Origin of the sequence: Mucilaginibacter aquatilis (genome assembly GCF_009755275.1) — a bacterium.
In the GTDB taxonomy this organism is placed as follows: Bacteria; Bacteroidota; Bacteroidia; order Sphingobacteriales; family Sphingobacteriaceae; genus Mucilaginibacter; species Mucilaginibacter aquatilis.
This window is the reverse complement of the sequence record NZ_WQLA01000007.1, coordinates 57,610-84,607: the sequence shown is the minus strand read 5'-3', so window position 1 is coordinate 84,607 and position 26,998 is coordinate 57,610. Positions and strand designations below refer to the sequence as shown.

The following is a 26,998-nucleotide window of genomic DNA, read 5'->3' as shown; positions in this document are numbered from 1 at the left end:
AATATAGTAATTCAACAATCTCGTCAAAAAAATATTTCAGGTATTTTAATAATCTATTCTAACGTGATAAATGCTCATCAGCATTCGTTTAAATATACTTTTAATAGTTTCTAAATCTTTGAGTGTTATGTCGCTGTCTTTCAATTGGTTTTGATTGAGCTTGTAATTTACAATGCGGTCAACCAGGTCGCTTATTGATTGGGCGTCGGGTTCTTTAAGTGAGCGCGAAGCTGCTTCAACTGAGTCGGCAAGCATCAAAACTCCGGTTTCTTTTGAAAAAGGAATAGGCCCGGGGTAGCGAAAAATGTTTTCGTCGATGAATTTTTCAGGGAAATTTTTTAAAAACGACTGATAAAAATAATCAACCCTTGTATTGCCATGATGCGTACGAATAAAATTGATGATTGTTTCGGGGAGGTTGGCCTTTTGGGCCATGTCAACCCCCTTGCGCACATGGCTGATAATGATTTGAGCACTTTCTTCATATGAAAGCTTATCATGCGGGTTAAAACCCGCTGTTTGGTTTTCAATAAAGTAAAGCGGGTTTTCCATCTTGCCAATGTCATGATACAATGCACCAGCTCTCACCAGCAAGGCATTGCCACCAATGCTGTAAATGGCGTTTTCGGCAAGGTTGGCTACCTGTAACGAGTGCTGAAACGTTCCGGGAGCCTTAAACGCCATTTCGCGTAACAAAGCTGCGTTAGTGTTGGTAAGCTCAATAAGTGTTAAATCAGATGTTATACGGAAGGCCTTTTCAAATGCGTAAATTAACGGGTATGCCAGCAGGGTTAGCAGCACGCTCACAACAAACGGGAAGAATTCGGCCCATTCAATGGTATTGATATCACCCTCGCGTATAAACGATATACCTAAGAAGGTTGCAAGGTAGGTAAGTGTTATAATTAAGGCCGACGTAAGGAACTGGCCACGGCGCAGCAGGTTTTTAATGCTGTAAATAGAAACCATACCAGCCGTTATCTCATAAAAGGCAAACTCAAAGCTGTTGGGAACATAAAATCCCGCTATCATAATCACCAACAAGTGTATATTTAAAGCCAGCCTGGTATCAAACAGTATTCGTATAATGATTGGAACAATACAGTACGGAATGTAGTAAAGGTTTGGCAGCTGTATTTTAATAGCCCATGATAGGGTAGCCAGCATAGCCGTAATTACCAGTAGAATAAGGCCTACCAAGCGGTTGTCATAATAGATGTCTTTACGGAAGAGGTAAAGAAATACAATGAGTAATGTAAGCGTTAACCCCACTAGTAAAAACTGACCTAGTGAAACCAGCTTACGGTCGCCGTTTAAGCGCGCACTGTCTTCAAAGTACTTTTTGTATGACAAGAGCTTTTGATATACCTCATCATTAATCACGGCACCTTTGGTAATAATCACCTCATCCTTTTGCACCATGCCCAACGTGAGCGATATGTTGTCAAGGGCATCGTGCTTTAGGCGGCTGGTTAACTTATCGTCATATACTAAATTATTCAACAGCCGGTTTTGCAGTAAATCAAGCAAAAAGGCACGGTCAAGATTATACAATGCAAGCTCCTTTTCAAAAAAGCTAATTGCTTTTTCTTTAGTGTAAAGGCCTGATGTGTTTTTGTTGGTAGCTACGTTATTGTTAACTACCGTAATGTTGTAGTTTTCATCGGCAGGCTGGTCTTTTATACCCGGGGTGAGCAGTCCAACGCTATAAACTTTGTTAAGTAAAACCTTGCCGGTTTCAATGTAACGTGCCTTAAATTTTTCGGGTATTCCGGCGGTAGTCCATTTTAAGTTTAAATCATCAACAAAGCCCAAAACCTGCTGGTTTTGCACATCGGCTTTAAGCTGGTAAACAGGCGAAACATTTTTAAGCGCATCGGCCTGGTCGCGCTCAAGCTCGGCCGGTGTTTTAAGTATAGCAAAACTATGAGGAGCTATCAGTTCTTTTTGGTTCCATACCCTGCCTTTTTCAAATTCGTACCTGAATTTGGTTTGCTTGGGCAGGGCCAGTATAATAAGGAACACACTGCCCACTATCATGATAAACTTTACCCAAACAGCGTATTTACGCAATAAAGCTTTTTGACGCGATATACTAAATTTTGCCATTAAAACTCTTTAAATCAAACATAACCGTATTTTGAACCGCCAACGGCTAATAGCTGCAATAATACTGTAAATTGCAACAATTATACAGCCTAAGCGTTTGTTTAAATAATTTGGCGTAGCGCTGTAATTTGCTTTTTTGAAGAATATGAAACGTTTAAGCATTATTTTATTGCTTATTGCCTGCATAGTTGGCAGGGTTAACGCACAACGCTTTAACACCCCCGATCAGCTTAACCAGTTGCGCCCATTGCAAGATAGTTTGGTAAAGCTTGGCCGCCAGATGTTTAATAACGAAAACGACTTAGAACGCAAAAACGCTAATTACTCTTTTATACGTACGCTAGTTAAGGCCCTTAAGGTGCCAAACTCTTATGCCTTCAATTTCGATTCGCTGAAAACTATCAGCATACTACGCTCGCCCGATAATAAATTCAGATTACTGAGCTGGTTTATAATGAATGAGGATGGCAGTTATCGTTTTTTTGGCACCATTCAGGTAAACACCGGCGGTAAATTGCTGCTTCATCCGCTTGAAGATTATTCGCCATTGCTTAAAAACCCCGAAGACTCTGTGGTGAACAACCATAAATGGTTTGGTGCACAGTATTATAAAATTATACCGGTTGGTACAGCTAACCCTTACTATGTGTTGCTTGGCTGGAAAGGCAATACCGTGAAATCTACCAAAAAAGTTATCGATGTACTGTCGTTTAAAAAGGGTGAACCTGTATTTGGTATGCCGGTTTTTCAAGGCAACAAAAAAACACGAAACAGGGTAGTATTTGAGTATAACAGGCAAACCTCTATGCTGCTGCGTTATATACCCGATCAAGATTTGATTGTGTTTGATCACCTGGCACCGCCCGATGATAAGCTAAAAGACCAACGCGACACATACGGACCGGATTTAACGTATGATGGTTACAAACTAAGTAACGGAAAATGGATGTACAAAGACAATCTTGACATGCGTAACATTCCCGCACCAGATGATGTTGATATTATTGATCCTAAAAAACAAGCGCTTAAAGACAGAAGCCTTGTTCCATTGAAAAGAAACTAATTATTCAAATTTACACCGCTTTAAAAGCGGTTAGTAGAGGGGGAGTAAGACAAATCCAAGAAAAGTAATTGATTTAGAATACTGAGTTTTTTTCGATTTAAAGCTACGCCTTGATGATTGCGAAAAATTGTTCATTGACGCAAATTTAATTCTCCAATGCAGAATAGGAGTTTATATTTGATAAGCTCATAAGGTTGTAAATCAACATAGTATTTTCATATTGTGCCAAAATTTATTTGGCAAGTGCGAGTTATATGTATCTTAGCCGCTTTTAATGTTGCAGTCCTAAAAGATTTCAACACAACATTTGACATTAATGGAGAATGCCTATTTTTAGATAATTTTAATTTAAACTATGAGTACTGAACCTGAAATTTCTTTAGACTCGTCTCTTGCCGCACAGCAGGGTAAAGGTCATCCAAAAGGTTTATATGTTTTATTTTCTACAGAGATGTGGGAGCGCTTCAACTTTTATGGTATGCGCGCCCTGCTTACATTGTTCCTGGTAAATGCCCTTGCTTTTTCTGATAAGGATGCTTCTCTGGTTTATGGCGGCTTTTTAGGCTTGTCGTATTTAACGCCAATGCTTGGCGGTTACATATCTGACCGTTACCTGGGTAATCGTAACTGTATTATTTTAGGTGGTTCGGTAATGGCGTTGGGGCAATTTTTGCTTTTTGCCAGTGGTTACACTTATGCCGGTAACCTTGACCTTGCAAAAGGAATAATGTGGCTGGCATTAGCGGTTATCATTTTTGGTAACGGCTTCTTCAAGCCAAATATCTCATCAATGGTTGGCCAGTTGTATAAAAAGGGAGATTCGCGGTTAGATGCTGCATTCACCATATTTTACATGGGTATAAACGTTGGTGCCTTTTTGGGTATGAGCATTTGTCCGTTTTTAGGCGATGTTAAGGTAGGAGAGGTGCGCGTTGTTGAGGCATTTAAGTGGGGTTTCCTGGCAGCAGGTATAGGTATGATGTTAGGCGTGCTTCTGTTTATCTTCCTTAAAAACAAATACGTAACAGACCCGGAAGGCAATGCCGTAGGTTCGAAACCCGATTTTTCTAAAGCTACACTCAGCCCTACCGGTGAGGCCGAAAAGGCGAACTTTTCTACGGCCTCAATTATTGGTGTGGCTGTGCTGATGGTGGTATTGTTTTTCGGTATTCACTACATATCTGCAGATCCTAACCCAATAAAAAGCTGGGTGTATCCATTTATATATGCTTCGGGTATTAGTTTGGCAGTGCTTATTTTAACCGATAAGTCAATTACCAAAATAGAGCGTGAGCGGATTTTAGCACTGTATACCGTAGCATTTTTCGTAATATTCTTTTGGTCGGCATTTGAGCAGGCCGGGTCATCTTTAACTTTTGTTGCCGATAAGCAAACCGATTTAAACCTGTTTGGCTTTCAATTGCCTCCAAGTTTTGTTCAAAATGCTAATTCGCTATTCATCATTGTTTTTGCCTTTCCGTTCAGCTGGCTTTGGTTAAAATTACAAAAACGTAACCTTGAGCCAATTTCGCCGGTGAAGCAAGCTATTGGCTTATTGCTGCTGGCTACCGGCTACTATGTAATTGCCATGCAGGTTAAGGGTATAGGTACGTCAGGTAAAATTGGGGTTATATGGTTAATTATCATGTACTTGTTTCATACCTTGGGCGAGCTTTGTTTGTCACCAATTGGTTTATCTTTAGTTTCTAAATTAGCTCCAAAGCGTTTTTCATCGTTATTAATGGGAGTTTGGTTCATAGGTAATGCTGCAGGTTATGCTCTTGCAGGAACCTTAGGTGCCATTATTCCGCCTACGGGTGATAAGTTTGAGTTCGCTGCCTCAAAAGGTATTGATTTGCAAGCCGTGCTTGATGGTAAAATTCAGGCTAGTGCATCACAGCTTGCAATATTAGCTCAAGAGAAGATTGATGTGCATTATCCTACGTTTGTTGGCTTCACCATTCATAACCTTTATGAGTTTTTTATGGTGTTTGTAACGCTGTCTGGCGTTGCTTCTGTATTGCTTTTCTTAATATCGGGCCTGCTCAAAAAAATGATGCACGGCGTACGATAACCTATTTAACAACTTTTAACTTAAAGCAGGGTGATAGTTATCATCCTGCTTTTGTTTTTTAAGGGCCGAATTGCGTACTTTTGCCCGCTCATACTTTATTTGAAACAGCAACTACGTGCCCGATAGCATAGTCATTATACCAACCTACAACGAAAAGGAAAATATTGAGCGTATGATACGCAAAGTGTTTTCGCTCCCGCATGATTTTCATTTACTGATTATAGACGATGGCTCGCCCGATGGTACCGGTAACATAGTTAAAAGTCTGCAAGCGGAGTTTATAGGCAGGTTGTTCATCGAGGAACGAAAAGGCAAGTTGGGCCTAGGTACGGCTTACATACATGGTTTTAAATGGTGTATAGCGCATAAGTACGATTACATTTTTGAAATGGATGCTGACTTCTCTCACAATCCTAATGATTTGCTGCGCTTGCGTGAAGCGTGTGTTGAAGGGGCAGATATGTCGGTTGGCTCGAGGTATGTAAGAGGTGTGAACGTTGTAAACTGGCCTATGAGCCGGGTTTTAATGAGCTATTATGCCTCCATGTACGTGCGCATTATCACAGGAATAAACCTGCATGATGCTACCGCAGGTTTTGTATGCTACAAGCGCAAAGTGCTTGAAACCATTAGGCTTGATAAAATTAAGTTCGTTGGCTACGCTTTTCAGATAGAAATGAAATACACCACTATTAAACATGGCTTTAAGGTGGTTGAAATTCCCATCATATTTACCGACCGTACCGAAGGCGTTTCAAAGATGTCTACCCGTATTTTCCGCGAGGCTTTTTTTGGCGTTATACAAATGCGCATCAATAGCATTTTCAGAAAGTATCCGGAAGGTGATTGAGCAGTCTTATTATTTGAAAAAGCAGGAACTTCACCTGTCAATTTCTTTTCTATCTTATCAAAAAAGTGAGCCTGTTTGCTGAGCAAAGCAGTCAAGTACATTATTAGGTATTTAGGAATTAATTGGTATAAATTAAGGAATACCGGGTGCAAAATACAGCCGCTATTTTTCTTGCTGGCTAAATTTGTATGCTTTAAGGAAAACAGTATAAGGCAATAACCGTTGTATAATCAACTAAAATTTGCCTATTATGCTTCAATTCATAAATGATTTACCAGATAATGTTGTAGGCATTCATGCCATTGGTGAGGTTACAAAAGATGACCTTGAAAAGGTGCTTATACCTAAGCTTGATGACTTGGTTAAGCGTCAGGGTGAAATTCATTATATCCTCGTGCTTGAAACTGATGTAAAAAACTTTACAGCAGGGGCGTGGTGGGATGATATTAAGGTTGGCCTTAAACATTTTACCAAATGGAAGAAAATTGCCATTGTAACCGATCAAAAAGCTGTGGAATGGTTTACCAGTAACGTATTCAGATTTATGGCTCCCGGGCAGTCAAAAGGATTTCCATTGGGTCAGCTAGATGAAGCCGTTAAGTGGGTGACTGAAGAGTAATCAAATATCAACTAATAAATACAATACCTATGTCTACCGAAGAAAACAAAAATACCGATCCGCATGAGGATCAATTAGGAGAAAACACGGGCGATTCATCACTTGAAAAAGGCAACACGCCTACTGAGCATACTAAAGATGATGAGCATCGCGTAGATACCGTTGTGCCTGATAACGATAGCGGCGTACCGGGACCACCTAGCGATGAGGAATCATCAAACAAAAATGAAGGTCCGGCCAACGAAGATTTATAACAAAAAAACCTTTCTCTTAATTGAGAAAGGCTTTTTTTATTAAAAACTGTTTTTGATACTATTGCGTAGCGTTTTGGCGCTCCAGTAACCGCTGTCTAATATACGGCGCACGGTCATCAAGGGGTCGTTCGCATCGCGCTTTTCAGCTAACTGGAAGGCCATCTTAAATCCGCGGCTATGTAGTTCAGGTAATCCTTGCGCGTTCCATAAACCAAAAGGATAGGCAAAATATTCAATTTTTTTACCGGTAATTTCCTCCAGTTTTTTGGTTGGCTTATCTATTTGTGTCTTCCAGTCGTCGCCGGCAAATTTCTTGAAATTATGGTGATCCCAGGTGTGGCTGCCAATTACGTTACCTTCATCAGCCAGCTGTTTAATTTGCTCCTTGTTCATGTAATTAGGTCTGCCAATTGATACCGTCATTATAAAGTATACGGCTTTAAAACCATACTTTTTTAGCTCAGGGTTAGCAATGGTAAACTGGTCAAGGTCGGTATCATCAAACGTTAGCATAATAGGCTTGCTGGGTAAAGCTGCACCTGTTGTAAGATAAGCGTATAGCTGATCGGGCAGTATAGTGTGATAACCACTATCAGCCAGCATTTTAATTTTTTCTTTAAAGCTGGCAATTGGAACTATGTAATCTTTAGCCGTTTTAGAATCTTTTGGTCGCCAGTCGCGTATTTGGTGGTAGCATAAAACTGGCACCTGCTTGCGTGCGATAATTTCTGCGTTAGAAGCTTTCTTTCCAGGCTTCTCATTGGCTACAACCTCTGTAGTTGTGCTTGTAGTCACCGTTTTTGTAGAAGTACTATCGGTTACGGTGCTGGTTTTGCCCGATTGGCATGATATAACACTTAGGGCTAATGCGGCTGCAACTGCCGTGTATAATTTAAGCATGGGGTTTAAAAGGTAAAATGTTAAAACGAGCGAAAATAAAATAAATAAGAGGACTTAAACAAAAAAAGTGTGGTTTGATGTGCATCAAAAAACCACACTTTTTTTATTGTTAAGATTTAACTACTGGCGGGCCGACATAGAAAACGGATAATCGGTTGCCTTAGTTCCTTTAGTTTTATTGGGTGTAGCCTGCATGCTAAAATCAAGCTTGGCACCGTTTAACAATGCTTTATGGCTTAGCCAATTATAGCTATGCGGCTTGCCGTTGTACATTAGTGTGCTAACGTATTTATTAGATGCGCTGTTGGCAGGCGCATTTATAACTACAGTTTTTCCATTCTCAAGGTTTAAAGTAACCTTTTTAAATAAAGGAGCACCTAAAACATACTGGTCGCTCGCAGGGCAAACCGGGTAAAAGCCCAATGCACTAAATACGTACCACGCCGATGTTTGACCGTTATCCTCGTCGCCGCAATAACCATCAGGCGTAGCTTTATACAGGCGGTTCATAACCTCGCGCGCCCAGTATTGTGTTTTCCAGGGTTGGCCGGCATAGTTATACAAGTAAATCATGTGCTGTATGGGCTGGTTTCCGTGAGCGTACTGGCCCATGTTCATGATCTGCATTTCGCGTATCTCATGAATTACACCACCGTAGTAGCTATCATCAAATATTGGCGGTACGCTAAACACAGAGTCTAACTTGTTTACAAACCTATTTTCGCCGCCCATAAGGTTAATCAGTCCCTGCACATCATGAAAAACCGACCATGAGTAATGCCAGCTGTTACCTTCTGTAAATGCGTCTCCCCATTTAAATGGGGAGAAAGGTGATTGAAAACTTCCGTCCTTGTTTTTGCCTCGCATAAATCCCGTAGACTTATCAAACAGGTTACGATAGTTTTGACTGCGCTTTTTATATAAATCAACTTCAGCCTGGGGGCGGTTCAATGCTTTTGCCAACTGGTAAATGGCAAAGTCGTCATAGGCGTACTCCAGCGTTCGTGCAGCATTTTCATTTATCTTAACATCATAAGGTACATAACCCAACTCGTTATAATACTTAACGCCATAACGCCCTGTAGCCGATACCGGGCCTTCGTTGTTTGCTCCATGCACCAACGCCTCGTAAAGTTTGTTGATGTCGTAACCACGCGCACCTTTCAGGTAAGCTTCGGCAACTACTGATGCCGAGTTGTTGCCTACCATTATATCGGCATAACCCGGGCTGCTCCATTCGGGCAGCCAGCCGCCCTCTACATAATCACTGATAAGGCCCTGCTGCATCTCTTTGTTAATAGATGGATACACCAGGTTTAAAAAAGGATATAGTGCACGGAATGTATCCCAAAAACCGGTACCAGCAAATTTATAGCCGGGCATGGTTTTGCCAGTGTAAGGGCTGTAATGCACTACTTTGTTTTGTGCATCAATCTCATACAGCTTATTAGGGAACATAACCGTACGGTAAAGGCATGAGTAGAATGTGCGGGTTTGGTCTACCGTGCCACCTTCTACTTGCAGGCGGCTTAAAACTTTGTTCCAGGCAGTATGTGCCTTTTGTTTGGTGGTCTCGAAATTATCAGTACCCAATTCTCTTTTAAGATTTAACTCGGCCTGCTCAAAACTAATAAGGGATGAAGCAACGCGTAAGTGTACCTTTTCACCACGTGTAGTTTTAAACCCAATAATAGCACCCGCATGATTATTGGTGAGCTCTAATGAGTCGCCGCCGGCTAAGGTTTTGCCGTGCCACGTTTTGGCAATTGAGAAGGCCTTATCTGTATAAATTACAAAGTAGTTTTTAAAGTTTACAGGCTTACTGCGTGCTGCACGCGTGGTATAACCAATAATCTTATTTTCTGCGGGAATTACCTTAATATATGAACCTTTGTCCAGCGCATCAATAACTATAAAAGAGCTATCACTTTTAGGATAACTAAATTGAAACTGAGCTGCACGTTCCGTAGTAGTCAGTTCGGCATTTACATCGTGGTCGGCCAGGTAAACGCTGTAATAATAAGGTTTTGATACTTCGGCTTTGTGGCTAAACCAGCTTGCGCGGGCGTCCTGGTCAAATTTCATTTTTCCGGTTACTGGCATAATGGCAAACTGGCCATAATCATTCATCCAGGGCGATGGTTGGTGCGTTTGCTTAAAACCTCTGATTTTATCAGCAGCATAAGTATACATCCACCCGTTACCCATGGTGCCTGTTTGCGGCGACCAATAGTTCATGCCCCATGGCAGGCCTATAGCCGGGTAAGTGTTACCGTTAGATAAATCGGGTTTTGAATCGGTACCCATTAACGGGTTAACCCATTCGGCAGGGTCGGTTACCCTGGTTACTTGTTGGGCACAAGCGGCAGCTCCAAATAACAGAGCCACAAGCGAGAGCCAGATATTTTTGTTCATCTGCAGTAGTTAGTTAAACAAATATATAGCATTGCCTCTTGCGTTGCACTATAAATCACAAAATGCTTATGTTTACCATCACAATTATGAAGTTCAACAAGCTGCCTTATTACTTACTGCTGGTTTTTATTGCTTGCAGTGCTTTTATCTATAATGATAATCAAAAAGTTAACGTAGTTTTTATCGGTGATAGCATAACCCACGGCACGGTAGCAAAAGATCAATCGCCACCGGTTTTTACCGGTCATTTGTTAAGAGAAAAGCTTGGGCCAAATGTGCAGGTATCAAACCAAGGGGTTAGTGGTTTTACAACGGTAGATTTCTTACCAGCAACCAAAAAAATGTTTCCAAAAGTAAAGGCAGCTGCCAACAACTTTTATGCAGACAGCACGGCACAGCTTGTGTTTTCAATAATGTTGGGTACTAATGATAGTGCTATAAAGGGTCCTAATGGTTCACCCGTTTCGCCCGAAAACTACCAGGCAAACTTAAAAACTATAGCAGATAGTCTGTTAGCTGCCTATCCAAAGGCGAAGATTGTATTCAACTACCCTTTGTGGTACAGCGATAATACCCATAATCGTTCGTCGTACTTAAAAGAGGGGCAACAACGTGTGCTGTCATACCATCCGCAAATTCATGCGCTGGTTAAGCAGTACAAAAAAAGCAATCCACATCATGTATTTGAAGGTGATAGGAAATCCTTTAAATACTTCGAGAAAAATTACCTTACTTACCTAAAACCTGAAAACGGAACTCAGGGTACGTTTTACCTGCACCCTAACACGCAAGGAGAACAGGTGCTGGCCAAATTGTGGAGCACTGCCATATTAAAAGCACTTAAAAATTAATGAATAGCAGGGTTTGTTGCCCAACGCGTTCTTAAAATAAAGTTGGTAGTTGCCCCGGGCGATGAATGCCCAGGTGTTTGTAGGCATTTTCAGTGGCTTCACGTCCACGTGATGTTCGCATGAGGTAGCCTTCCTGTATAAGAAACGGTTCATAAACCTCCTCTATAGTGCCCTCATCTTCACCAACAGCCGTAGCAATAGTTTTAACGCCAACCGGTCCGCCCTTAAATTTCTCAATAATGGTGAGCAATATTTTATTGTCCATTTCATCAAGGCCATGCTCATCAACATTAAGTGCGTTTAAGGCATACTTTGCAATGGCGGTATCAATACTTCCATTACCTTTTATTTGAGCAAAATCGCGTGTACGGCGTAGTAATGCATTAGCAATACGCGGTGTACCACGGCTGCGGCGCGCAATTTCATAAGCACCCTCATCAGTAATAGGCGTATTTAAAATGGCTGATGAACGGAGTACAATTGTGGTTAGCAGTTTGGCATCGTAATATTCAAGCCTCGAATTTATGCCAAAGCGTGCCCTTAGCGGAGCGGTTAGGAGGCCTGAACGTGTAGTGGCGCCAACCAGTGTAAAAGGATTTAATGATAACTGTACAGAGCGCGCGTTAGGTCCGCTCTCTAACATGATATCAATTTTAAAATCTTCCATGGCCGAGTACAAATACTCTTCAACCAACGGGCTTAAACGATGTATCTCATCAATAAATAAAATGTCGCCCGGTTCAAGGTTGGTTAACAAACCGGCTAAATCACCAGGTTTATCGAGTACAGGGCCGGATGTGATTTTAATGCCAACACCCATTTCATTGGCAATAATGTGCGATAGCGTAGTTTTACCCAGTCCCGGAGGCCCGTGAAGAAGTACATGATCCAAAGATTCGCCGCGCTGTCGAGCAGCCTGAACAAAAATCCGCAGATTGGCTAAGATTTTATCCTGGCCTGTGAAATCTTCAAAAGCCTGCGGGCGCAAAACTTTTTCAATATCACGTTCAGTGGTTGTCAATTTTTCAGCGCTTGGATCTAAGTTTTCGTTCATTGCCAACAAATTTAGCATTTATATTAAATGGCTGCAATAACAAGCTTGTTTTGATGCAGATGTTTTGTAAACCGCCATTACTGCAAAATTATTTTATAAATGTATTGTTAACACTTATTATTGTAGCATATTAACTCTGGCTTGTACAAAATTGCCAATAGTTTTAATGAACCAATAAATCCATAATAATGAGAAAGCTCATACTCTTCTTCACCTTACTTACAGTTTTTGCTTTAGCTGTTTGCGCACAGGATGGGGCTAACAATGGCGTGGTTACCAGCCCCGATAAAAAGCTTGTGGTAACAGTATCACTAAACTCTGCTAAAGGTTTGCAGTATACAGCAGCATACAACGGTAAAACGGTTATAGAGAATTCACCCTTAGGATTGGTAACCGACGTGAGTGATTTTAGTAAGGATTTGCGCTTTGTTGAACAAAAGGCAACTGCAATTAATGAAAGCTATGAAGAGAAGCGTATTAAAACAAGCAAAGTCAACTATACGGCTAACGAAGTAATTTTTACTTATCAAACAGCTAAGAAAGGAAAAATAAGTTTGGTTATGCGTGTAAGCAACGACAACATTGCATTCAAATATCAGCTTGCTCAAACCGGTGAAGCTGCGCGCTGTACTATTGAAAAAGAACTAACAGGCTTCGACTTTCCGGCTGGTACAACTACCTTTTTAACTCCACAGGCTACGCCAATGAGCGGATGGAAACGTACCAAACCAAGCTACGAGGAAGAGTACGTTGCCGATGAAGCCATAGGCACAAAATCAAAATATGGTATAGGCTATACGTTCCCATCTTTATTTCATATTGGTAACAATTGGGCTTTAGTGTCTGAAACCGGGGTAAGTAGTTTGTATTGTGCAAGCAAGTTGAGCGAGGCATCAAAAGACGGTTTATATACAGTAGCTTTTCCGGAGGCAGGGGAAAATAATGGTTTGGGAAGCGCTAAACCTGCCATAAGTCTTCCGGGCGAAACGCCTTGGAGATCTATAACTATAGGCGATAACCTAAAGCCTGTTGTTGAAAGCACTATTGCTTTTGATGTGGTTAAACCCTTATACAAGCCGTCAATAAACTACCAGTTTGGCCGCTCAACCTGGAGCTGGCTGTTATGGCAGGATAACAGCATAAACTTAAACGATCAAAAAACATTCATTAATTTATCGGCACAGTTGGGTTACGAGTTTACCTTGATTGATGGGTGGTGGGATACTACAATTGGTTACGCTAAAATTGAGGAGCTTGTAAAGTATGCGCAATCTAAAAATGTAGGCGCTTTTTTATGGTATAACTCTAACGGCTTTTGGAACGATGCCCCGCAAGGTCCTAAAAATAAAATGAGTACCTCCGTAGAGCGCAAAAAGGAAATGGCATGGATGAAGAGCCTGGGTGTAAAAGGCATTAAGGTAGACTTTTTTGGCAGCGACAAGCAAGAAACCATGAAACTTTATGAAGACATACTTTCGGATGCTAACGACTATGGGTTATTAGTAATATTTCATGGATGTACACTACCACGCGGCTGGGAACGCATGTATCCTAACTTTGTGAGCAGCGAGGCTGTGTTGGCATCAGAAAATCTCATATTTACACAGCGTGCAAATGATATGGAAGCTTATAATGCCAGTTTGCACCCATTTATCCGTAATAGCGTAGGTTCAATGGATTTTGGTCCGTTGCTGTTAAATAAGCGCCATAACCGTAATAATAACAGTGGAACTACCCGTAAAACAACGGATATTTTTCAGTTGGCTACCACCGTGTTGTTTCAAACATCAGTGCAAAACTTTGGAGTTACTCCTAACAACTTAACCGAGTGTCCCAACTTTCTGATAGACTTCATAAAAACTGTTCCTACCACGTGGGATGAGACAGTGTTTATAGATGGTTACCCAGGTAAATATTGTGTGTTGGCACGCCGTAACGGTAACCGCTGGTATGTAACCGGTGTAAATGCCACCAAAGAAGTGAAGAAGCTTAAGTTGAAATTGCCTATGCTGGCTAACCAGAATCTTAACCTATATTCAGATTCTAAAGAAAGAAAGCCACAGCTAAGTAAAGTGAAAGCGGGCAAAGCCGGCGACCTGGTTGTGGAGATGCAGCCGGACGGCGGAATGATCATAACTAATTAAACCAGGAGAGGCCCTTACTTAGGGCCTTTTTCGTTGCCAGGCCTTAAGCGTGAATTTAACACAGTACCTAACATCAATCATTATTATTTGACGTTAGCATGCTAATAGGAGTTGGATTTATTGCGTATCTTGCAGTTTTACCCAATTAATTTTACTATGCATAACTGGGAAGATATATATCTTGAGGCTGAAGAAGCAATTAGGAACGCCAATTACCTGCAGGCTAAACAACTGCTTGAAAATATAATTTTAGAAGAACCTGCAACAGCACAGGCTCATAACTCATTAGGCTGGTTATACCGTACACAGTTTGACGATTATGCCCGTGCCGAAAACCATTACAAAGCTGCCATTAAAAGTAACGCACAATACCCGCATGCTTATATAAACTTAATAGTTTTATATACCAACCTTGAGCAATGGGACAAAGCACGTGACATTGCCGCCACTGCATTGCACAGGCCATTGGTTGATAAGGCATTGATAAATTACCGCTTAGGTATACTAGAGGAGTACAATCAAAACTTTGATGAGGCAATAGTATTTTATAAAAAGGCTATCAAACTTTGCCTCAACTTTGATTCAATTGAAGATTATAAAAGAGCAATCAGCAATTGTGAATATAAGGCAACGTTATAAACAAAAAGCCGGAGAATCAGATGCAGGCATTGCCAAACATGCATCTGATTTTCCGGTTTAAAGCTTTAATTAAATTTAAGGTTATTTTTGGGCAAACACCACTGCACTTAACGGTGGTATGGTAATTTCAATAGAGTTTTCTTGCCCGTGCCACTTTTTGTTTTGTGATTTAAGCGGGTACGGATTATTTACCCCTGTTCCCCAAAAGTTCTTATCGTCTGAATTGAACACTTCGCGCCACTCGCCTTGCTGGGTTACACCTACACGGAAGTCATAATGAACCAGTGGCGTCATATTAAGCATAACCACCACATCATTTCCGGCATCGTGGCCTTTACGGGCATATACTATAATGGAGTCTTTGCTGTTACCGCCATCTATCCATTCAAAGCCGTCTTTGCCAAATGCTTTTTCATATAATGCAGGGTAGCTTTTATATAGCTTGTTAAGAGCTTTTACCGTTTCTTGCATACCCAGGTGGCAATCATATTGAGAAATCCACCAGTCTAACGACTTCCCAAAATCCCATTCAGCGTTTTGCCCAAACTCGGCACCCATGAACAACAGTTTTGCTCCGGGGTGGGTAAACATATAGCTGTAAAGTAAGCGCAGGTTGGCGTAGCGCTGCCACTCGTCTCCAGGCATTTTGCATAGCATGGAGTGCTTGCCGTAAACCACCTCATCATGTGAAAACGGCAGCATAAAGTTTTCCGTAAACGCGTAAATAAGACTGAACGTAATTTCATTATGATGAAACTGGCGATGTACTGGGTCAAGCTTAAAGTAATTTAAACTGTCGTGCATCCAACCCATCATCCATTTCATGCCAAAACCAAGTCCGCCTAGGTAAACCGGTTTGGTTACGCCGTTAAAAGAAGTAGATTCTTCGGCAATGGTTTGAACGTCGGGGAAGTGACTATAAACAGCCATGTTAAACTCCTTTAAAAAGTCAATAGCTTCTAAGTTGAAGTTATTGCCATACATATTAGGTTCCCATTCGCCTTGCTTACGTGAGTAATCAAGGTAAAGCATTGAGGCTACACCGTCTACGCGTATACCATCGGCGTGGTAACGCTCAAGCCAAAACATGGCACTGCTTATTAAAAACGCTTTAACTTCGTTACGTCCGTAATTAAAAATGTATGACGTCCAGTCGGGGTGGTAGCCTTTGCGTACATCTTCATGCTCGTAAAGGTGCGTGCCATCAAAGCGGTACAACGCATGTCCGTCTCCCGGAAAGTGCGATGGTACCCAATCTAATATAACGCCAATACCTTCAAGGTGAAAGCGCTCAATAAGCTCCATGAGCTGCTGAGGCGAACCGTATCTTGAGGTAGCGGCAAAGTAACCGGTTAACTGGTAGCCCCAGCTCGGATAAAACGGGTGCTCCATTACAGGCATGAACTCCACATGTGTAAAGCCCATCTCTTTTACATAAGGCACCAGCTTATCTGCAAGTTCGCTATAAGTCAGGAAACTGTCCGGACTCTCGGGGCTACGCGCCCACGAGCCCAGGTGAACCTCATAAACTGAATATGGACGGTCCAAAGCATTGTGCTCGTACCTGTTACGCATCCAGTTTTCATCCTTCCACTCATAATAAGTGTGGCTTACAATGGAAGCCGTTTGCGGCGGCTGCTCACTTTGTAGCGCATACGGGTCGCTTTTTTCAAGCTTTTCGCCACTGTGTGAGTGTATAAAGTATTTATAAATTTCGCCATGCCCAACGTGAGGTATAAAACCTTCCCATATGCCTGAGGCATCCCAGCGGTGATATAACGCATGACTGCCCCTGTTCCAACCATTAAAATTACCAATAACCGATACATATTGAGCATTTGGTGCCCATACGGCAAAGTAAGTGCCTACTACATTTTTATGAGTAACTACATGCGACCCCAACTTTTCGTAAAGCTTATAATGCTTGCCACCTTTAAACAGATCGATATCAAAATCGGTAAAGCGGCTATAAGCTTCAACTGCCTCAAACTCCTCACTTGGCAAATTGCTCTCCGTAGAACTGTGTATTACCGGTAACGCATTAAGGTCGTTGTTTTTTGTTGATGAAGATTGTTCAGTAACGGCATTCGGCTCATTAGTTAAACCTGCTTCACTTGCTCCAGATGGTTGTTTTTTTGTAGCCTTGGCACCAGATTTTTTTACCGCCTTAACAGGAACCGATTCCGGAAAGGTTTGGCCATCTGCCACACTTTCTGTTTTGCGTGAAGCTTTTTTTGCCTTCACCGGTTGCGACTCCGGAAATGTTTCTGCAGCGGATGTAGCCATTGAGGCGGCATCTTCAGCCTTGCTTTTTTTGGCCTTTATACCTTTGACAGGTGCATCAGTATCATCAGCTTTTTTTGTTGACTTTGGTTTTCTATCCTTATCTGCTTTTGTCTTAGCCTTGTCATTCAATAACAATGCATCATTGGTAGTAGTGGTATCATCAGATAAAAGGTTAGTAGCCTCATTACCTTCTGCAATGTTCAAAGGTTTAGTTTTCTCGGTTTTTTTTGCCATGGTAGATAGTCTGTTCAGAACGACGGTAAATCAAGATGAATGCGTTAAGCAATCGGTAAAGATTTTGTTGAAAGCAAATTATGCCTTATATGTCCAACATATGCTACCTGTTGCTTGTTTTACCTGTGTGCACAATACTAGTAAAATTTATTTAACATAAGCTGCTATTTGCACTATAAGAAATTAACGATCAGGCTGATGAGTTGCCAGTGTTTTTATTTATAAACAAGCTGTGGTAACCAATTTCATGGATGATGTTTACAATGCCTGGTAAAGTTGAGTTAATATTTCCCCAAAAACCGTATTTAAATCATCCAATAGCAAATTAAGTTAGGCTAATGGTAAATTTCTTTTTACTTTTCGGTCGGTAATTACGTATAAGTAAACGCAGGTTGCATTTATGGTGTAACATGGCTTGGTTATTGAACAATTAGTTTGATACCTGCCTTAAAAAGCAATACTTAATTAATCAGAACTAACTAACTCAATGGAACAAAACAATCCATCAAACGATCCGATACCTGAATCGCCGGCGGTTAAACTTATTGAACAGGAAGAAGAAGTTTTTCAGCACGTTAATAACCCGGTTCTTGGTTTAAAGCCAATTGTAAAAAAGTACCTTACCGCACCGGAAAATGTTGAGCAAAAGGGGAACAAGTTTTTCTTTCGCGACACTGAGGCTACTGTTGAAGTAACCATTGTAACCGACGAAATAATAAGGGTGCGCATGGCACCTCACAGTGTTTTTTTAGAAGAGTTTTCATATGCTGTACCTAAGCTTGAAGTTAAGGTATCGGTATTTCATTTGCATGAAAATGAAAACGAATACCGTATTTCAACAAGTACAGTAAACTGCCACATCAGCAAAAAGGACTTCCTGGTTTCATTTTCTGATAGCCAAAATCATGTAACAAGTGCCGATGCAACCCCAATGCATTGGGAAGAAAATGTTCAGTTTGGCGGTTACTACGTATTTGGTACAAAGGTTTGTCATCCTGAAGAAGCCTTTTATGGCTTGGGTGATAAACCTACCGACTTAAACTTGCGCGGTAAGCGCTTTGTGAACTGGAATACCGACGCTTACTCATTTGCCTGGAACCAGGACCCTATATATCGCAGTATACCGTTTTACATAAGCCTTAACGAGGGTATTGCACACGGCATATTTTTCGATAATACCTTTAAAGCTCACTTTGACTTTGGTTCTGAAGACCGCAATAAAACAAGTTTTTGGGCAGACGGGGGAGAGCTGCAATACTATTACATACATGGCCCAAATATGATGGACGTTGTTAAACGTTACCATTTATTAACGGGTACTCACCCAATGCCGCCGTTATGGGCGCTTGGCTATCATCAGTGCCGTTGGAGCTACTACCCCGAATCAAAGGTTAAAAAGGTAGCTAACGGTTTCCGCGAAAATAAAATTCCGTGTGATGGTATTTACCTTGACATAGATTATATGGACGGGTACCGCTGCTTTACCTGGAACCGTAAGTATTTCCCTGATCCTAAAAAGATGATTAAGGAATTGGCGGCTGATGGATTTAAAACTGTGGTTATTATTGACCCGGGTATACGGGTTGATGACAATTACTGGGTTTTTAAAGAAGGCAAAGAAAAGCGTTATTTCTGTCGCAGATGCGATGATTATTTTATGGAAGGCCACGTATGGCCGGGGCGTTGCCAATTTCCTGATTTTACCAACCCTGAGGTGCGTGAATGGTGGGGCACATTGTTTGACGAGCTGGTGCAATTAGGCGTAGCGGGCGTTTGGAACGATATGAACGAACCTGCCGTATTTGGCGCCGGTACCTTCCCTGATGATGTACGTCACCAGTATGATGGTTACCGCGGATCGCACCGTAAGGCACATAACGTGTACGGCATGCAAATGGTAAGAGCTACGTACGAAGGTATGCGTAAGCTTATGAAAAATAAGCGTCCTTTTACCATTACCCGTGCAGGGTATTCGGGCGTACAACGCTTTACCTCTGTTTGGACGGGCGATAATGTGGCATCATGGGAGCATTTGCGCCTTGGCAACGTACAATGCCAGCGTTTGTCAATGTCGGGCATACCGTTTTGCGGTACAGATATTGGCGGCTTTAGTGGCGAGCCTGATGGCGAACTATTTACCCGATGGATTCAAATGGGAACATTCTCGCCGTTTATGCGTGCACACTCTGCCGGCGACACTAAAGAACGTGAGCCATGGAGCTTTGGAGAGCCGTATACTGCCATTAACCGTAAATTTATCGAGCTTCGTTATAAGCTTATACCTTACTTGTACTCTACATTTTGGGAGCATCACCGCTACGGGTTCCCAATTTTGCGTCCGGTTGTAATGCAGGAACAAGACGAAATAAACAACCAGGCCCGCCAGGATGAATTCACCTACGGTGATAAAATATTAGTTTGCCCAGTTATGGAACCCGGCCAAACAAGCCGGAAGGTTTACCTGCCTAAAGGTAATTGGTTTGGCTACTGGGATAATGAATTAATAGAAGGTGGCCGCGAGGTTGAAGTTGCAACACCACTTGAAACCATTCCGCTGTTTGTAAAAGCAGGTTCGGTAATACCCGAATACCCAGTAATGCAATACGTGGGCGAAAAGGAAATTGAAGAGGTTAAGCTTAACGTTTACTACAGCGAAGCACCTGCTAACTCTTTCTTTTTTGAAGATTATGGCGAAACTTTTGCCTACGAGCAGGACATATACTCTGAGAAAAAATTTGTTGCAAGCGGTAAGCCAACAAGTTTTACGCTACAGCAAAGCATGGAAGGGTTATATACACCTCGTTACGAAAATTATCACTTCAATGTGGTTGGCTTGCCTTTTAAACCATCAAAAATTATTGCTGATGGCAAAGAGGTTACCGACTTTGTTTTTGATGCCGAAAAGTTGATTCTCGACTTTAAATTCACCAAAAACTTTAAGCAAATTGAAATAGCTTAATTAATTTATAGAGCAAAAAAAGCAACCTGAAAATGGTTGCTTTTTTTATGCATTTAAGTGTTTACATTATTTGTTAAGTAAATTAATTTACGTGTTTATATAGTGCGTAACTTTGCCGGGTGACTACCCCTAAAGAGTTAAAACCTATTAAGCCCCGAAAGGTACAAACGGCAAAACCGCGTGCTAAAACAGCCAGGAAACCTCCCGTTAAGAAGAAAACCCAGACATTTTCATGGAAGCCCGTAGTTATCGGAGCGTTACTGGTATTATTGTCGCCATTTTACTATGGGTACGTTGTAAGCTTTTTTTCGGCAAGCTGGCAGTGGGTAAAAAATATAGGACAAAATCCGCATTACCGCAATTATAAAAGTTTTGGTATAGATATTCCTACGCGATACAAAATTCATGGAATTGATGTTTCTTACGCACAAGGAAAGATTGACTGGCCAAAGGTACGGGCAATGGAAGAGGATAGCGTGCGCATAAGCTTTGCCTTTATAAAAGCTACGGAGGGTTTGCTAACTGTTGATCCTTATTTTAAACGTAACTGGCGTGAAGCTGCCAAAAATGGTATACGCTGCGGGGCCTACCATTTCTTCAGGCCTTATAAGGATGGTTTATGGCAGGCCCGCTTTTTTCTGCAAAACGTAAATATTGAAAGCGGTGATTTGCCGCCGGTAGTTGACATTGAACGCCTTGATAATGTACCACCGCAGGAAATGCGAAAGCAATTAAAAACTTTTTTAAAGCACGTTGAAAGTAAGTTGAAAACCAAACCCATTATCTACACCGGGCTCAGCTTTTATAAAGATTACCTGGAAGGCGGCTTTGATGAATATCCCCTATGGATTGCACACTATAATAAGCCTGAACTTAAAGCCGGTAAAGATACCAATTGGTGGTTTTGGCAGCACTCAGAAACTGCTCATATAACTGGTATAAATCATACTGTTGATTTCAACGCATTTAAGGGTGACAGCTTGCAGTTTGAGCAGATGCTAATTAGATAAATACAATCTTGTTTTAATTTAATACGCTGAAATTTAGACGAATTCAAAATCTGTAGTTGTCGGTTTTTAGTATTTAGAAAAAACCTGTCTTTAGTATTTCTGTTAGTGTTATGTGATTTAATTATAAATTAAAGTTACTTAACACTACCTATGAAAGCAGCAGTATTTCACAAACCCGGAGATATCAGCGTAGATACCGTTGAAGATCCCAAAATTCAGCATCCAAATGATGTAATTTTAAAAGTTACATCAACAGCCATATGCGGTTCTGACTTACACATATTAAGTGGTGGCGTACCACAACCTAAAGACCTTATACTAGGTCATGAGTTTATGGGTATTGTTGAAGAGGTTGGCGCAGGTGTTACCAAATTAAAAAAGGGTGATCGCGTTGTAGTTCCTTTCCCAATATCCTGCGGTCAATGTTTCTTTTGCACACATGGTGCATCACCTCATTGCGAAAACTCAAATTACGAACACTACGGTCCTGATGGCGACTTAACCGATAAAAAAGGTGGTGCCCTTTATGGTTATACCGATTTATATGGAGGTTACTCGGGTGGCCAGGCAGAGTACGTACGTGTACCCTATGCCGATATAAGTCCGCGAATTGTACCTGATAATTTAACGGATGAGCAGGTACTGTTCTTAACAGATATTTTTCCAACCGGATGGTCGGCCATTGATTGGGCGCAGCTTAAAGGTGGCGAAACTGTGGCCATATTTGGCTCAGGTCCTGTTGGGATGATGGCACAAAAGGCAGCCTGGCTTAATGGTGCCGGACGTGTAATTGCCATTGATGTACTTGACTACCGCCTGGAGAAGGCAAAAGCCGTAAACCATGTTGAAACCTTAAATCCGCATAAAGTAGATGTTGTTGAAGCCATTAGGCAAATGACAGGCGGCCGTGGCGCTGATGTATGTGTTGATGCAGTAGGTTTTGAGCCGGAGCGCGGCGTAATGGATAAAATTAAATCGGCCGTGAATTTTGAAGTAGGCAGTATGAAAATACTCGACCTGTGTTTTGAGTCGGTACGTCGCAGCGGTACGGTTAGTATTGTGGGCGTGTATGGTTCTCCGTATGATAACTTCCCAATGTTTAGAATATTTGACAAGGGTATCACCATTAAACAAGGTCAGGCTCCTGTACTTAATTACATTGATCATCTTATTGATTTGGTGAAAGAAGAAAAGGTAGTGCTTGATGACATTATAAGCCATACCCTTCCATTAAGCGAGGCGGCAAAAGGCTATGAAATGTTCCAGAAAAAACAAGATGACTGTACCAAGGTAGTATTAAAACCTTGGGGTTAATTCAATAAAGTATAAACCAAATTTATAATCCGGTTATAAGCCGGGCAAACTCAATAGTTATGAACAACAAACCATGTGCATTAATAACCGGTGCCTCAGAAGGTATTGGTTTTGAATTGGCTAAGTTATTTGCTGCCGATGGTTACAACCTTATTTTGGTAGCCCGTAATGAGCAAAAACTTGATAACTGTGCCGCCCAGCTTCGCCAAAGCGGTATTGAAGTAAGCACTATTGCCAAAGATTTATTTAGCCGCCAGGCTGCGTTTGATTTGTATGATGAGGTGAAGGCCAAAGGCATGCAGGTTGATGTATTGGTAAATGATGCAGGCCAGGGACTATATGGTGAATTTAAGGATACCGATATCAATCGCGAGTTGAGCATCATTGATCTTAACGTTGCATCATTGGTTATTTTAACCAAATGCTTTTTGAAAGATATGGTGGCCCGCAACGAGGGTAAAATTTTAAACCTGGCTTCTATTGCCAGTAAGGTTCCAGGTCCGTGGCAGTCAGTTTATCATGGTACAAAGGCATTTGTTTTATCATTTACAGAAGCTATACGCGAAGAGTTGAAAGATACAGGTATAACGGTAACAGCGTTAATGCCGGGTGCAACCGATACCGATTTCTTCAACAAAGCAAATATGCAGGAAAGCCGTATAGTGCAGGATAAAAGCTCCTTAAGCAATGCTGCTGATGTAGCCAAAGATGGTTACGAAGCTATGCAGGATGATAAAGATAAGGTAATATCGGGCTTTAAAAACAAAGTGCAAATTGCCATGAGCAATTTAACACCTGACAGTACAGTTGCCCATATGATGAATGAGCAACAAAAGCCGGCTAACGAATAAGCAGGTGATGTAAAACAACAAAGCCCAATCAATTTGATTGGGCTTTGTTGTTTATTATGCGTTTTGCATACCAGCCAGTAAATCATCAAGGTTATTAAGGCCCATGGTAAAGCCTTCTTTAAAACCCATTCCTACAATTTTATTTAGTGCGGCTTCATCTTCAAAGGTAATCTCTGTTAACAGGCTCATGCTTTCACCATTTGCCGAAAAGTTGTTGTCCCAATGCATAGGCGGAAAGCTGGGATCTACGTTACCAGCTTCATCACAAAAGTAAGCGGTTGCGGTAAACCGGTTGGGTTCTTCAATTGATTTAAAATCAACCTTACACCAGCTGCATTCACCTTTGGGTCCGCGCATGGCGTAAAGCCAGGTGCCACCTTCGGTAAAGGTTAATTGCTTAGTTTCGGCTTTCCACGGTTTGGGTGCCCACCATTTGTCAAGCAAATCTGTTTTTGTCCAGGCGTCCCATACCTGTTGTAAGCTTGCATTAAACTCCCGCGTAACTATTAGCTTTGTGCCAGACGGATCTTGCGTTATGGCTGTTTGCTGTGCGTCTATCATCTTATAAGTTCTTTTTTAATGTGTAATGTTGAAAAGCTGTAGTACTCTGCTTGTAAACCCTTATAAGGCTTCTGAAATAGCAAAAAATTTTGTTTGAACGGAAAAGAATGGTTGAACGTAAGCTTAGTGATCGCTACATGGTTTATCTAATAACTATTCTTCTATAAAATAAACCTTTTAATAACAACCCGCTGAAATGCTCTTTGTTTGATGAAAAAATAGACTGGCTTTTATAAATATTATGACCTAGTTTGCCCGTGCCCTTTTACAATCCACTTGTAGCTTGTTAGTTCGGCTAAGCCCATTGGCCCACGTGCATGCAGTTTTTGCGTGCTTATGCCAATTTCGGCTCCCAGGCCAAACTGTGCCCCGTCAGTAAATGCGGTTGAAGCGTTTACATAAACCGCAGCTGCATCAACCTTATTCAAAAAGCGTTCTATGGTATTAGCATTTTCCGATATAATGGCTTCACTATGTTTTGAGCTGTGATTTGCAATGTGGTCTAGCGCTTCCTGTAGGCTGTCCACCGTTTTTACCGCCATCTTCATAGCTAAAAATTCGGTGCCAAAGTGCGTTTTATTTGCCGCCTTTAACAGGTGTTGTGGGTAATAGCGCGTTAGTTGCTGTAGTGCTGCTTCATCAGCAAATAGCTCAACTCCCGCATCGCCGCACTTGCTTAGCAGGCGAGGGAGTTCGGTTAAACGGCTTGCATGAATAATTAGGCAATCCAACGCGTTGCACACACTTACGCGCCTGGTTTTGGCATTGTATATTATGGGCGCTGCAATTTCCACATCGCCAAACTCATCAAAATAAGTGTGTACAATTCCTGCCCCTGTTTCAATAACAGGTACTTTGCTGTTTTCACGTACGGCGTTAATAAGAGCCTGACTGCCGCGCGGAATAAGTACATCAACATAACCAACAGCGTTGAAGAGGGCATCCGTAGCACTTCTTTCGGCAGGTAACAATATGGCAGCATTTACATCAATATCAAACTTTTGTAGCGCCTGATGAATAAGGCCAATTATGGCTTGATTTGAACAATCGGCATCGCTGCCGCCCTTTAACAAACTAACATTACCGGTTTTAAAGCATAGTGCAAATACATCAAATGTAACATTTGGGCGGGCTTCATATATTACACCAACCACACCCAGCGGAACGCGTATTTTGCTTATATGTAAACCATTAGGTCGTTCAGTTTCTGAAAGTACTTCGCCCAGCGGACTGTCAAGCTGTGCAACATTTCTTATATCAGCAGCAATACCCTCAATACGTTCATGAGTGAGCATGAGGCGGTCATACTTTGGATCAGTTGAATCCATCCGGTCCAAATCTTTTTGGTTTTCGGCCAGTAAAACTACAGACTGTTCAACAGCAATATCGGCAAGGTAAAGTAATACCTTATGTATAGTTTGGGCATCTAAGCCTGCAATGTTATAACCGGCAGCAACGGCATTTTCAAAATATGCTTTATAGCTCATAATTTAAGCTTGTAAATAGAGGTAATCATAATGTACGAGGGCCTTTTCGTTCTTCTTGCCAAGTCGCTCGCGGGCCTTGTCGGCTCCGTATTCTGCTATGCCCTGGCCAATGAGGTTTTGTTGTTCATCAACAATGCGTATAATGTCGCCTTTTTTAAATTCAGTGTTTATGGTAATTAAACCTATGGGCAGCAAACTGGTGGCACGGGCTGACGTAAGCGCTTGTTTAGCGCCATCATTTATGGTTACCATACCCGTGGCAAAATTGCCTGAATGTGCTATCCATTTCTTTTTGCTCGATGCTGATTTTTTTGGAATGAAGCGTGTATGCCTTGCATCTCCACTTAATATGAGGTTTAGAATTCCATCTTTGGTTCCGTTGGCAATATGCACATTTATACCCAGGCGGGCCACCTTTTGAGCCATGGTTGATTTTGTAATCATGCCACCCCGCCCAAACTGCGATTTTACAGTACTGCTTATGAACGAAGAAAAGTCTAACCCATCGTGAGTAATCTCTTCAATGAGTTTTGAACCGGGTAGTTTTGGGTCGCCGTCGTAAATGCCGTCAACATTACTCAATATAATTAAAGCCTGTGCATTCAGCATTGATGCAATGAGTCCGGCCAGTTCATCATTATCAGTAAACATTAGTTCGGTTACGGATACCACATCGTTTTCGTTAACAATAGGCAATACCTTATGCTTTAACAGAATATCCAGGCAGTTCTTCATGTTCTGGTAATGCGTTTTGTCTCTGAAATCTTCACGCGTTACCAAAACCTGTGAGCATACCATATTATATTTTTCAAGCAGCTGTGCATAAGTATTAATTAGCTTAACCTGCCCAACCGATGCCAGTAGCTGGCGTGTTGCTATGGCATCAACTTTTTCGGGCAGTGAAATTAAACTTCGGCCCGAAGCTACCGCCCCCGATGATACAAGTATAACCTCCTTGCCAGATGCCTGTATGGCAGCAATCTGATCAACCAGGTTAGCAATGCGGTGCGCGTCGGGCAGCCCGTTTGCCTGCGTTAACACATTCGATCCTACTTTAATAACTATACGCTGGTATAATGAGCTCATAAAATATTGCAGGCTGCAAGTACAGCCGGTATTGTGATTAAGATTGCTAAAATAGTCAACCCTATTAATTAAGTAGACTTTTGTTTCAAAATAACCTGATGCTATTTGCCGGCGGTTAACTAAAAATTAATCTCACTGCTAATTGTGAAAAAATAAATATTAAAATTCCTTCTAATAACTTATATCTTCGGTAACTTTTAAGGGGTTTATACGTAAAAGGCAGAAATCAGGTGCCTTT

20 protein-coding genes are annotated in these 26,998 nt (G+C 41.5%); 12 read left to right on the top strand and 8 right to left on the bottom strand.

What is annotated here, in order from left to right:
- Positions 1 to 45: 45 nt before the first annotated feature.
- Positions 46 to 2,109 carry an HD family phosphohydrolase gene (locus GO816_RS16335; protein WP_157543028.1) on the bottom strand — a complete coding sequence of 688 codons (2,064 nt, stop codon included), beginning with the start codon at positions 2,107 to 2,109 and terminating at the stop codon, positions 46 to 48.
- Between the two features lie 145 nt (positions 2,110 to 2,254).
- On the opposite strand from GO816_RS16335, the gene GO816_RS16330 reads away from it, so the two are divergent.
- From GO816_RS16330 to GO816_RS16310, 5 genes are all read left to right on the top strand, one after another.
- Entirely contained in the window at positions 2,255 to 3,172 is a 918-nt protein-coding gene (locus GO816_RS16330) for a hypothetical protein (RefSeq protein ID WP_157543027.1), read from the top strand.
- A gap of 355 nt (positions 3,173 to 3,527) precedes the next feature.
- Positions 3,528 to 5,246, top strand: coding sequence for a peptide MFS transporter (locus GO816_RS16325; RefSeq protein ID WP_157543026.1), 1,719 nt, complete (start codon positions 3,528 to 3,530; stop codon positions 5,244 to 5,246).
- Between the two features lie 115 nt (positions 5,247 to 5,361).
- Positions 5,362 to 6,096, top strand: coding sequence for a polyprenol monophosphomannose synthase (locus GO816_RS16320; protein ID WP_317163658.1), 735 nt, complete (start codon positions 5,362 to 5,364; stop codon positions 6,094 to 6,096).
- A 250-nt stretch (positions 6,097 to 6,346) separates the two neighbouring features.
- A complete protein-coding gene (locus GO816_RS16315) occupies positions 6,347 to 6,715 on the top strand; it encodes a SpoIIAA family protein (protein WP_157543025.1) in 369 nt (122 codons plus the stop codon).
- A 29-nt stretch (positions 6,716 to 6,744) separates the two neighbouring features.
- Complete coding sequence (locus tag GO816_RS16310) at positions 6,745 to 6,969, top strand: hypothetical protein (RefSeq protein ID WP_157543024.1); 225 nt, start codon at positions 6,745 to 6,747, stop codon at positions 6,967 to 6,969.
- Between the two features lie 39 nt (positions 6,970 to 7,008).
- Here the strand turns inward: GO816_RS16310 and GO816_RS16305 are convergent, their stop codons facing one another.
- Both GO816_RS16305 and GO816_RS16300 read right to left on the bottom strand, forming a co-directional pair.
- On the bottom strand, positions 7,009 to 7,869 hold the full coding sequence (locus GO816_RS16305; RefSeq protein ID WP_157543023.1) for a polysaccharide deacetylase family protein: 861 nt from the start codon (positions 7,867 to 7,869) through the stop codon (positions 7,009 to 7,011).
- A 120-nt stretch (positions 7,870 to 7,989) separates the two neighbouring features.
- Positions 7,990 to 10,284 carry a GH92 family glycosyl hydrolase gene (locus GO816_RS16300; RefSeq protein ID WP_157543022.1) on the bottom strand — a complete coding sequence of 765 codons (2,295 nt, stop codon included), beginning with the start codon at positions 10,282 to 10,284 and terminating at the stop codon, positions 7,990 to 7,992.
- Positions 10,285 to 10,370: 86 nt separating this feature from the next.
- Here GO816_RS16300 and GO816_RS16295 point away from each other — a divergent pair, with 86 nt between their 5' ends.
- Entirely contained in the window at positions 10,371 to 11,135 is a 765-nt protein-coding gene (locus GO816_RS16295) for a GDSL-type esterase/lipase family protein (RefSeq protein WP_157543021.1), read from the top strand.
- Between the two features lie 31 nt (positions 11,136 to 11,166).
- On the opposite strand, the gene ruvB is transcribed toward GO816_RS16295, so the two are convergent.
- Positions 11,167 to 12,189 carry a Holliday junction branch migration DNA helicase RuvB gene (gene ruvB, locus GO816_RS16290; protein WP_157543020.1) on the bottom strand — a complete coding sequence of 341 codons (1,023 nt, stop codon included), beginning with the start codon at positions 12,187 to 12,189 and terminating at the stop codon, positions 11,167 to 11,169.
- Between the two features lie 188 nt (positions 12,190 to 12,377).
- Here ruvB and GO816_RS16285 point away from each other — a divergent pair, with 188 nt between their 5' ends.
- Complete coding sequence (locus GO816_RS16285) at positions 12,378 to 14,333, top strand: glycoside hydrolase family 97 protein (protein ID WP_157543019.1); 1,956 nt, start codon at positions 12,378 to 12,380, stop codon at positions 14,331 to 14,333.
- 156 nt (positions 14,334 to 14,489) lie between these two features.
- A complete protein-coding gene (locus GO816_RS16280) occupies positions 14,490 to 14,972 on the top strand; it encodes a tetratricopeptide repeat protein (RefSeq protein WP_157543018.1) in 483 nt (160 codons plus the stop codon).
- 81 nt (positions 14,973 to 15,053) lie between these two features.
- Here GO816_RS16280 and glgB read toward each other — a convergent pair whose 3' ends face one another.
- Positions 15,054 to 17,492 (bottom strand): 1,4-alpha-glucan branching protein GlgB, encoded by a 2,439-nt coding sequence (glgB, locus tag GO816_RS16275; protein WP_317163657.1) that lies wholly within the window; start codon positions 17,490 to 17,492, stop codon positions 15,054 to 15,056.
- A gap of 487 nt (positions 17,493 to 17,979) precedes the next feature.
- Here glgB and GO816_RS16270 point away from each other — a divergent pair, with 487 nt between their 5' ends.
- The 4 genes from GO816_RS16270 (at position 17,980) to GO816_RS16255 (ending at position 23,626) form a co-directional block, all read left to right on the top strand.
- Positions 17,980 to 20,451: a glycoside hydrolase family 31 protein gene (locus GO816_RS16270; protein WP_157543017.1), complete on the top strand. Its 2,472-nt coding sequence runs from the start codon at positions 17,980 to 17,982 to the stop codon at positions 20,449 to 20,451.
- Positions 20,452 to 20,570: 119 nt separating this feature from the next.
- Positions 20,571 to 21,461 (top strand): glycoside hydrolase family 25 protein, encoded by an 891-nt coding sequence (locus GO816_RS16265; protein ID WP_317163656.1) that lies wholly within the window; start codon positions 20,571 to 20,573, stop codon positions 21,459 to 21,461.
- Between the two features lie 150 nt (positions 21,462 to 21,611).
- On the top strand, positions 21,612 to 22,775 hold the full coding sequence (locus GO816_RS16260; RefSeq protein WP_157543016.1) for a zinc-dependent alcohol dehydrogenase: 1,164 nt from the start codon (positions 21,612 to 21,614) through the stop codon (positions 22,773 to 22,775).
- Positions 22,776 to 22,834: 59 nt separating this feature from the next.
- Positions 22,835 to 23,626: an SDR family NAD(P)-dependent oxidoreductase gene (locus tag GO816_RS16255; protein ID WP_157543015.1), complete on the top strand. Its 792-nt coding sequence runs from the start codon at positions 22,835 to 22,837 to the stop codon at positions 23,624 to 23,626.
- A gap of 54 nt (positions 23,627 to 23,680) precedes the next feature.
- On the opposite strand, the gene GO816_RS16250 is transcribed toward GO816_RS16255, so the two are convergent.
- The 3 genes from GO816_RS16250 to proB all read right to left on the bottom strand — a co-directional run bounded on the left by GO816_RS16250 (position 23,681) and on the right by proB (position 26,760).
- Positions 23,681 to 24,187 carry an SRPBCC family protein gene (locus tag GO816_RS16250; RefSeq protein WP_157543014.1) on the bottom strand — a complete coding sequence of 169 codons (507 nt, stop codon included), beginning with the start codon at positions 24,185 to 24,187 and terminating at the stop codon, positions 23,681 to 23,683.
- Between the two features lie 239 nt (positions 24,188 to 24,426).
- On the bottom strand, positions 24,427 to 25,674 hold the full coding sequence (locus GO816_RS16245; protein ID WP_157543013.1) for a glutamate-5-semialdehyde dehydrogenase: 1,248 nt from the start codon (positions 25,672 to 25,674) through the stop codon (positions 24,427 to 24,429).
- Positions 25,675 to 25,677: 3 nt separating this feature from the next.
- On the bottom strand, positions 25,678 to 26,760 hold the full coding sequence (gene proB / locus GO816_RS16240; RefSeq protein WP_157543012.1) for a glutamate 5-kinase: 1,083 nt from the start codon (positions 26,758 to 26,760) through the stop codon (positions 25,678 to 25,680).
- Between the last annotated feature and the right edge of the window lie 238 nt (positions 26,761 to 26,998).